Source organism: Microbacterium sp. UBA3394 (genome assembly GCF_002358725.1).
Lineage (GTDB): Bacteria > Actinomycetota > Actinomycetes > Actinomycetales > Microbacteriaceae > Microbacterium > Microbacterium luteum.
In genome coordinates, this window is the sequence record NZ_DEPK01000162.1 from 12,046 (window position 1) to 13,477 (window position 1,432).

At 69.3% G+C, this 1,432-nt stretch carries 2 protein-coding genes; both read left to right on the forward strand.

Annotated features, from left to right (window positions below; genetic code table 11):
- On the forward strand, window positions 1-831 hold an 831-nt coding region (locus B4E30_RS09625; protein WP_414683203.1), incomplete at its 5' end, for an ammonium transporter.
- Window positions 832-931: 100 nt separating this feature from the next.
- The gene (locus tag B4E30_RS09630; RefSeq protein WP_414683204.1) at window positions 932-1,333 is read left to right on the forward strand and encodes a type II toxin-antitoxin system PemK/MazF family toxin; all 402 of its coding nucleotides are present in this window, start codon (window positions 932-934) and stop codon (window positions 1,331-1,333) included.
- Window positions 1,334-1,432: the final 99 nt, after the last annotated feature.

Consider the following 1,432-nt stretch of genomic DNA (forward strand, 5'->3'; position numbering starts at 1 on the left):
GTCTACTTCCCCGTCGCGGCGTGGGTCTGGGGCGGCGGCTGGGTCTACAACCTCGGCACGACCTTCGGCTTCTCCACCGAGGTCATCGACTACGCCGGTGGAACCGCGGTGCACATCAACGCCGGTGCGGCGGCCCTCGCCCTCGCTCTGGTGCTCGGCAAGCGCATCGGCTTCCAGAAGGGCATCAACAAGCCGCACAGCGTTCCGCTGGTCGTGCTCGGCGCCTCGATCCTGTGGTTCGGCTGGTTCGGCTTCAACGCCGGCGCCGAGGGCCTCGGCGCGCTGGGCACGGAGGACTCCGTGGTCGGTCTGATCGTCATCAACACGCTGGGTGCGACCGCGGCCGCCATCATCGGCTGGCTGATCGTCGAGAAGCTCAAGGACGGAAAGGCCACCTCGGTCGGAGCCGCCTCGGGTGCGGTCTCCGGTCTCGTCGCCATCACGCCCGCCTGTGCGAACCTGACCCCCGGTTGGGCACTTCTCCTCGGCGTCGTCGCCGGTGCGGTCTGCGCCCTGGCCATCGAGCTGAAGTGGAAGCTCGGCTACGACGACTCGCTCGACGTGGTCGGCGTGCACCTCGTCGGTGGTCTGATCGGAACGATCTACCTCGGATTCTTCGCCACCGAGACCGGTCTGTTCCTCGGCGGCGGATTCGAGCAGCTGATCCTCCAGGTCGTCGCAGCGTTCGGCGTGCTGATCTACTCGTTCGTGATCGCCTTCATCCTGGGCTTCGCGATCGACAAGACGCTCGGCTTCCGGATCAAGAACGAGGACGAGCTGGCCGGCGTGGACACCACGGTGCACGGCGAAGAGGGCTACGCGATGGCGTAAGCACTCTGCGGCTCGCAGACAAGCGCAAGGGGCGCTGTGGTTACGACCACAGCGCCCCTTGCTCGTGCCCGCACGAATGCGCCATCGCCAGGCTGACCCCGTGAAGCGCCGCCGAATGCTCTCGACAGTCGCCGGTGTCTTCGGTCGCCTGTTCCGCCCGCGTGGGTCACTCAACGATGTCGGGGGCGGCCGATCGGGGGCGGCCGCGACGGTGGAGGTGCGGCCGCCCCGAGCATCCGAGCTGCGCATCACCTACTCGCCCCGCAGGGATGAGGCGCCGGACGCCGGGGAGATCGTATGGACCTGGGTGCCGTTCGAGGAGCGGGACGGCCGCGGCAAGGATCGGCCCGTTCTCGTCATCGGCCGACGGGACGCCGACCGCGTCTACGCGCTCAAGCTCACCAGCATCCCGCAGGACGGCGATCGCGACCACCTCGAGCTCGGGAGCGGGCCGTGGGATGCCCNNGCTCGTGCCCGCACGAATGCGCCACCGCTAGGCTGACCCCCGTGAAGCGTCACCGAAGGGTCTCCGCCGTGGCCGGCGTCCTCGGCCGCCTGTTCCGTCCGCGTGCGACGCTGGTCGTCGGCGGCGGCGGCCGGC